At 69.0% G+C, this 7,333-nt stretch carries 4 protein-coding genes, 1 tRNA gene and 1 pseudogene; 3 read left to right on the plus strand and 3 right to left on the minus strand.

Features of this window, described 5'->3' with window-relative positions; genetic code table 11:
* On the plus strand, positions 1-1,814 hold a 1,814-nt coding region (locus tag AC2VON_RS22975; protein WP_486954914.1), incomplete at its 5' end, for a DNA topoisomerase.
* Here AC2VON_RS22975 and AC2VON_RS22980 read toward each other — a convergent pair.
* Positions 1,815-3,398 carry an adenylate/guanylate cyclase domain-containing protein gene (locus tag AC2VON_RS22980; RefSeq protein WP_486954917.1) on the minus strand — a complete coding sequence of 528 codons (1,584 nt, stop codon included), beginning with the start codon at positions 3,396-3,398 and terminating at the stop codon, positions 1,815-1,817.
* A 91-nt stretch (positions 3,399-3,489) separates the two neighbouring features.
* Here AC2VON_RS22980 and AC2VON_RS22985 point away from each other — a divergent pair, with 91 nt between their 5' ends.
* Both AC2VON_RS22985 and AC2VON_RS22990 read left to right on the plus strand, forming a co-directional pair.
* Positions 3,490-4,731, plus strand: a complete 1,242-nt coding sequence (locus tag AC2VON_RS22985; protein ID WP_486954915.1) for a DNA polymerase III subunit delta' — start codon at positions 3,490-3,492, stop codon at positions 4,729-4,731.
* A 30-nt stretch (positions 4,732-4,761) separates the two neighbouring features.
* Positions 4,762-4,834 (plus strand) — tRNA-Thr (locus AC2VON_RS22990).
* On the opposite strand, the gene AC2VON_RS22995 is transcribed toward AC2VON_RS22990, so the two are convergent.
* Together AC2VON_RS22995 and AC2VON_RS23000 are read right to left on the minus strand one after the other, a co-directional pair.
* Entirely contained in the window at positions 4,825-6,042 is a 1,218-nt protein-coding gene (locus AC2VON_RS22995; RefSeq protein WP_486954916.1) for a PecA family PE domain-processing aspartic protease, read from the minus strand. The genes AC2VON_RS22990 and AC2VON_RS22995 overlap by 10 nt on opposite strands.
* 122 nt (positions 6,043-6,164) lie before the next feature.
* Positions 6,165-7,333: pseudogene (locus tag AC2VON_RS23000) on the minus strand (hypothetical protein); the annotation flags it as partial.

Consider the following 7,333-nt stretch of genomic DNA (forward strand, 5'->3'; position numbering starts at 1 on the left):
TCGCGCAGCGGCTCTACGAAAACGGCTACATCACCTACATGCGCACCGACTCGACCACGCTCTCGCAGGCGGCCATCGACGCCGCCCGTACTCAGGCGCAGCAGCTCTACGGCGAGGAGTTCGTCTCGCCGTCACCGCGCCAGTACACCCGCAAGGTGAAGAATGCGCAGGAAGCCCACGAGGCCATCCGGCCCGCCGGTGAGACGTTCGCCACACCCGACGCCGTGCGTCACGAGCTCGGCGGTGACGAGTTCCGGGTCTACGAACTGATCTGGCAGCGCACGGTGGCCTCGCAGATGGCCGACGCGCGGGGCACCACGCTGAGCCTGCGGGTCGCCGGAATGTCCGGGGACCGGCGGGTGACGTTCGCCGCCAGCGGGCGCACCATCACCTTCCCCGGGTTCCTCAAGGCCTACGTGGAAACCGTCGACGAGCTGGCCGGCGGTGAGGCCGACGACGCCGAGCGGGCCCTGCCGCACCTGCGGCGGGGGCAGCGGGTCGACGCGACCAAGCTGACCCCGGACGGGCACTGCACCAACCCGCCCGCCCGCTACACGGAGGCGTCGCTGGTCAAAGCCCTCGAGGAGCTGGGCATCGGTCGCCCGTCGACCTATTCGTCGATCATCAAGACCATCCAGGACCGCGGCTATGTCTACAAGAGGGGCAGCGCGCTGGTCCCGTCGTGGACTGCGTTCGCCGTCATCGGGCTGCTGGAGAAGCATTTCCGGCGACTGGTCGACTACGGGTTCACCGCCGCTATGGAAGACGAGCTCGACGAGATCGCCACCGGGCAGGAGAACCGCACCACCTGGCTGACCAACTTCTATTTCGGCGGCGAGGCCGGCGTGCCCGATTCGGTGGCCCGGTCCGGCGGTCTGAAAAAACTGGTCGATGTCAACCTGGAGGACATCGACGCGCGCGAAATCAACTCCATCAAGCTGTTCGACGATGCTGACGGCCGGCCGGTCTACGTCCGAGTGGGCAAGAACGGGCCCTACCTGGAGCGCATGGTCGCCGACCCCGGCGAGGAGGGGGAGCCGACCCCACAGCGCGCCAACCTCAACGACACCCTCCCCCCCGACGAGCTGACCCTCGAGGTCGCCGAGAAAATGTTCTCCACCCCCCAGCAGGGCCGGGAACTGGGAGTGGACCCCGCTACCGGCCACCGGATCGTCGCCAAAGACGGCCGGTACGGACCCTACGTCACCGAGATCCTGCCGGAGCCCGACGCCGAACGTGGCCAGGCCAAGAAAGGCAAGAAACCCGCCGGCCCGAAACCGCGCACCGGATCGCTGCTGCGGAGCATGGACCTGGAGACGGTGACCCTGGACGACGCGCTGAAGTTGCTGTCGCTGCCGCGCGTCGTCGGCGTGGATCCCGATTCCGGTGAGGAGATCACCGCCCAGAACGGTCGCTACGGGCCGTATCTGAAGCGGGGCAACGACTCTCGCTCACTTGCCGGCGAAGAGCAGATCTTCAGCATCACCCTCGATGAAGCGCTGAAGCTCTACGCCGAGCCGAAATATCGTGGCCGACAAGCTGTCCCGGCTTCCCCGCTGCGTGAACTGGGCACTGATCCCGCGACCGGCAAGCCGATGGTGATCAAAGACGGTCGGTTCGGGCCGTACGTCACCGACGGAGAAACCAACGCCAGCCTGCGCAAGGGTGACGAGGTGGCCTCGATCACCGACGAGCGCGCGGCCGAATTGCTGGCCGACCGCCGGGCGCGTGGTCCGGTCAAGCGGACCGGGAGGAATACCACGCGCAAGACCGCCTCCAAGACAGCGGCGAAGAAAACCGCCAAGCGCGGGTAGTTAGAGCTGAGGCTGGTCAGCCTCGTCGGAAACCCGCTTGGCAGCAGCCAGGTTCAGTGGCCGGGCCAGCTGAGTGGGCACGGTACGCCCGCGCAGCTCGACCACTTCGCCGACTTCCCAGCACAGGGCCTCCGCGTCCACCGCGCCGCTCACCGCGGCCGCCGACGCCAGCACGTGACCGTCCTCGAGCTTGGCCAGCTCGGTCAGCCGGGCGGCTTCATTGACCGGGTCGCCGATCACGGTGTATTCGAAGCGGGCCTGGGCGCCGATGTGGCCGGCGATGGCCTGCCCGGCCGACACCCCGATGCCGAATTCCGCGGAATCCAGCACCGGGAGCAGTTCGTCGTGCAGTTCGCGGGCGGCCCCCAGCGCTGCGCCGGAGGCGTCGGGGTGTTCGATCGGAGCGCCGAAGATCGCCAGTGCGGCGTCGCCCTGGAACTTGTTGACGAAACCGCCGTGCCGCCCGACGGTGTCCACCACCACCCGGAAGAACTCGTTGAGCAGGTTGACCACCTCGTCGGGCGGCCGGGTCGCGGCGAGATGGGTGGAGCCGACCATGTCGACGAACAGCACCGCGACCTTGCGTTCCTGCCCACCGAGCTCGGTGCCGCGCTCCAGCGCGCGCCGGGCGACGTCCTCACCGACGTAGCGGCCGAAGAGGTCGCGCAGCCGCTGCCGTTCGGCGAGGTCGCGCACCATGTCGTTGAACCCGGCCTGCAGCAGGCCGAGTTCGCTGGCGTCGTAGATCTGCATGTGTGCGTTGTAGTTGCCGCGCTGCACCTCGCCCAGTGCCCAGCGGAGCTGGCGCAGCGGGTCGGCGACCGACATCGACACCAGCACGGTACCGGCCAGCCCGATGCCCAGCGCGACCAGCGCCATCAGCAGGATCGGGGTGAAGAGCTTGGCCGGCGGAGCGCTGAGCAGCGATAGTTTGTCGGCTACCACCGTGAACACGATCGCCAGCAGCGGCACGCCGGTGGACAGCAGCCAGGTCAGCAGTTGGCGCAGCAGCACCCCGGGCGTGTGCAGCTTCTCCGGCACTCCCTCCCGCAGCGCGGCGACGGCAACCGGCCGCAGCACCCGTTCGGACTGCAGATAGCCGATGATCGCGGTCGCGGCGGCGCCCAGGGCGGTGGCGACCGCCGTCACCGGCGCCGCATGGCTGGCCACCGATCCGCTGGCGATGACGAACACCACACCGCCCACCGCCCAGTAGCCCAGGCTGATCAGTGTGCGGTAGAACGGCATCCGCAATGCGCGAGAACGCGCCAACTCGGTTGCCGCCGGGTCGGTTTCGGCCAGCAACTCGTCTCGTCGCTGCCACCGGAACACCGGCATCACCAGCCAGAGGCTTAGCGAAAACCCCACCACGAACAGGATTGCCAGCACGACGGCGAAGATCGCGACGTTGGCCCGGGGCAGATCCTGCAGTTCGATTCGGTCCTCGGGCGGCAGACCGAAACGCAGGAACCCCGTCACGAACAGTGCGCCGATGACGTCGGCCTGCAGCATGCCCAACGTGAACACCGGCCACGGGGTCCGCACCACCCACCGGATGAACCTGGCGATGCGCCCACCGAACATCGTCGCCGTACCCACCAGCCAACCGTATCGGTCGCGACCCCGGACCGCCGATCACCGGCTGCGTCGGAATCGGCTACTACGGTGAGAGGCGATGGCTGAGGTTTTTGCCCGGCTGGTGGGCCAGCAGTCGGTGGAGGCGGAGCTGGTGGCGGCCGCACGGGCTTCCCGGGATGATTCGGCTCACAACGCCACCGGCGTGGGCGCGATGTCACATGCGTGGCTGATCACCGGCCCCCCGGGTTCGGGCCGCTCGATCGCGGCGCTGTGCTTCGCCGCGGCGCTGCAGTGCACCGCCGATGGGGTGCCCGGGTGCGGCCGCTGTCACGCGTGCACCACGACGCTGGCCGGCACCCACGCTGACGTGCGACGGGTCATCCCCGAAGGACTGTCCATCGGGGTGGACGACATGCGCGCCATCGTCGCGATCGCATCCCGGCGGCCAAGCACCGGACGCTGGCAGATCGTGCTGATCGAGGACGCCGACCGGCTCACCGAGGGAGCGGTGAACGCCCTGCTGAAGGTCGTCGAGGAGCCGCCGCCGTCGACGGTGTTCCTGCTGTGTGCGCCGTCGGTGGATCCCGAGGACATCGCGATCACGCTGCGATCACGGTGCCGGCACGTCGCCCTGGTCACGCCGTCGCCGGCAGCGATCGCGCAGGTGCTGACCGACACCGACGGGCTGGACGCCGACACGGCGGCCTGGGCGGCGTCGGTGAGCGGCGGTCACGTCGGCCGGGCCCGCCGGCTGGCCACCGACCCTCAGGCCCGCCAGCGCCGCCAGCGTGCGCTGGGATTGGCCCGCGACGCGGCGACGCGAACGCGCACCTATGCCGCGGCCGCGGAGTTGGTGGCCGCCGCCGAGGTCGAGGCCCGGGATCTGACCGCGGCGCGCGCCGCGGCCGAAACCGAGGAACTGCGTGTCGCGCTGGGGGCGGGAGGCACCGGACGGGGCACCGCCGGGGCGCTGCGCGGCGCCACCGGGGCGATCAAGGAGCTTGAGCGGCGACAGAAGTCACGCCAGACCCGCGCGTTCCGCGATGCGCTGGATCGCGCGCTGATCGACCTGGCGGACTACTTCCGGGACGCGCTGCTGGTGGCGTCCCGGGCCAGCACTGCCAGCACTGCCGGCACTACCGGCACCGTGCGGCCCAGCCACCCGGACATGGCCGACAAGGTGGCGGCGATGGCCGCCCACGTCACGCCGGAGCGGTTGCTGCGCTGCATCGAGGCGGTGCTGAGCTGCCGGGAGGCGCTGGCGGTCAATGTCAAACCCCGCTTCGCCGTCGACGCGATGGTCGCCGCCATCGGCCAGGCGCTGCGCTTTGACCGGTAGACTCACCCCCGCTCGGGACGCACCGGGCACGCCACCTTAGCTCAGTCGGCAGAGCGGCTCACTCGTAATGAGCAGGTCAGGAGTTCGATTCTCCTAGGTGGCTCCGGGGTAGAAGGTCGTCGCGGGACCGCCCGAGCCCAAGTCTATGTACACCGGCATCTGGTGGAACGGCATATAACCGGTGTTCATCGAGCCGCTGGAGATCACGGCGGGGCCGTTTGACCCGACCAGCGTCTCACTCGTCGTGTAGGAGTACAGCAGCTCGCCATTCTGGTTGTAGACCGAGATTTCTGTGCCATTCGGTATGGCGCCGTTGACGGCCACCGCAGCCGCCCCCGGCACCGAGGACGGCATCGTTCCGAAGACGCCACCGGAGTCGATGATCGCATTGACCGCCTGGTGCGGCCCGCCGTCGATCGACGGATAGAGGGTGCTGTTCGCCACCCCCTGAACCGTGATCCCATCGGCCGCGGGCAACGTGCTGGGACCGAAGACGAGCTCTTTGGCCGGCTCGTCGATCAGCACACCCTGGTTGAGGTCGCCCGGCAACGCCGAGAGCACGGCGGAAACTCCGGAGGTGTCCGGCCCGACGGCATCCGGTGCGATCCCCAGAACACCGGATGCGTCCGCGGGACCCAGGAACTGCCCGAGCGTCCACGGGAAGTCGGAGAGGCCCGCCAGCGATGTCGGGAACCCGAAGATGAAGGCGTCGACGGGGGTCGACGCGGTGGTGACGATACCAGTGCCGGTGGCGCCATCCTGGAAAGTCACCGTCTCCGGGAGGGTGAGGTAGAAGTAGCTCAAACCTCCGCTGTAGCCACCGAAACCCAATCCTGTGGGCAAGCTGAGGTGATCGAGTCCAATATCCCACCATGGGATAACAAGGCCATTGGATCCGGTGTCGACCACCACGGGTACACTCGCCCCGCCGCTGACCGAGATGTCGACCACCGGCTCGGTGACTGCATTGATATTGATCGGGACCGTCACGTTCGCCGGGACGGCCGTGCCCGCCGTGGCGGTGTCCGCGGCGAGCGAAGGCACCGCAGCGCCGTCCGCGGCACCGGTGGCTGCAAAGGCGGCGTCGGGGCCGAACGACTGGTCGGTGCCGACGGCGGGGTCTAGACTCTCGACCGAGTTCAGGATCGAGTCGACGACGACGTCGAAAGGGTCGGCCTGCGCCGGCGGGGCGGCACCCAACGGTGTCATCCCGAACACCCCGAACAGCACGGCCGCCCCGGCCGTCGCGCCCAGACCAACGACCCGCGAGCAGTGGCTCTCCCCCGTGCTGCGACACCGACGACGTGACATAGATTGACCCCTCGGAACGAACTCTGAGGTTAACGTAACCCCGTTATGTTAGCAACGCGCTCGCACATGTCAGCAGTAGTGGCTAAAATATTTGGCCGCCGGGTATTTCGCCACTTTGGTGGCTAACTCGGTGCTAGGTGTCCCAGCGGCCCCGCCGCGATGCACACCGACAGCGCCGCGGTGTCGGCCCGCACGGTGATGGCGTCGCCCGCGCCGGGCAGCCGCACATAGACCCGGTTCAGCCCGGGGCGCACCCGCGTCCGCACGTCGGGTCCGTCGGATTCGTCTGGCCCGTCTGATAGCGACAGCGTCAGCGAGCCGTCGACGTTGGCCAGGTAGTTGATCTCGACGGTCCAGTCCGCGGGCAAAAGCGGCCCGTCCAGCACGAGACGTACCGGCAGTTCTGGCTGCACCAGGTAGCCACAGTGCGGCACCGGCCCGGCCACGATCGTTCGCACCCAGGTCACCTTCGCGTCGGTCAGCCGGCCCGCGCTGTCGAACATCCGCAGCTGCGTTGTCGCCGAAGCGAACTCAGGCCGGTCGCGCAGCAGCGCGAACAAGTGGCTGGCCAGGTTCTCCGGCCCCACCACCCGACCGAGCACCAGCGGGTCGACCTCCTGGTCGAGCAACGGCGCGTCGGAGCCGGCGCGGGCAGCGGCCAGACTCCGGCGCGCGTTCTGTAGATACGGTTGAGCGGGGTTGTCGCGCCAGGCGTTCGAGAACGTCGCCGTCGAGTACAGGCTGCTGGCGACGAACGCCGTCGCCAGACCGGCCGTCACGACGGGCGCTTGCAAAACAAACGGGGCGCCGCGCCGGCGCGCCGAACTTTTATCGGGCGCGCAGAACGCCACCGCGCCCAGCAGGGCCAGCACCACCACCAGGTCCGGCAGATAACGCAGCGTCTGCGCGAGCTCCAGCGCGGTGAACGCCGAGGAGCGCATCAGATAGATCGGCAGCTGGCAGATGACCGCGTAGCCGACCGCCGCCAGCCACACCGGCCCGATCCGGTGTTTTCGCCACAGCGAAACAGCCAGTAACCCGCCCAGCACCAGCCAGCCCAGGGCCATCACCACCGGCCCGGGCGTGGCCCACGGTGAGGCCGGGGCCCAGCGCGCCCAGGCCCACGGCCCGCCGGCCAGGCCGGGAACGATTCCGCGGGTCACCGAGCGCCACAGCAGATCCCGGGCCATACCCAGGTTGAAGCTCCAGCGCTGCTGGTTGACCACCACCAGGTAGAGCACGACCCAGCCGGCGGTCAGCGCCAGCGACGCCGTCCACAACCGGACACCGG

It is taken from the genome of Mycobacterium sp. TH-M82 (assembly GCF_057473605.1).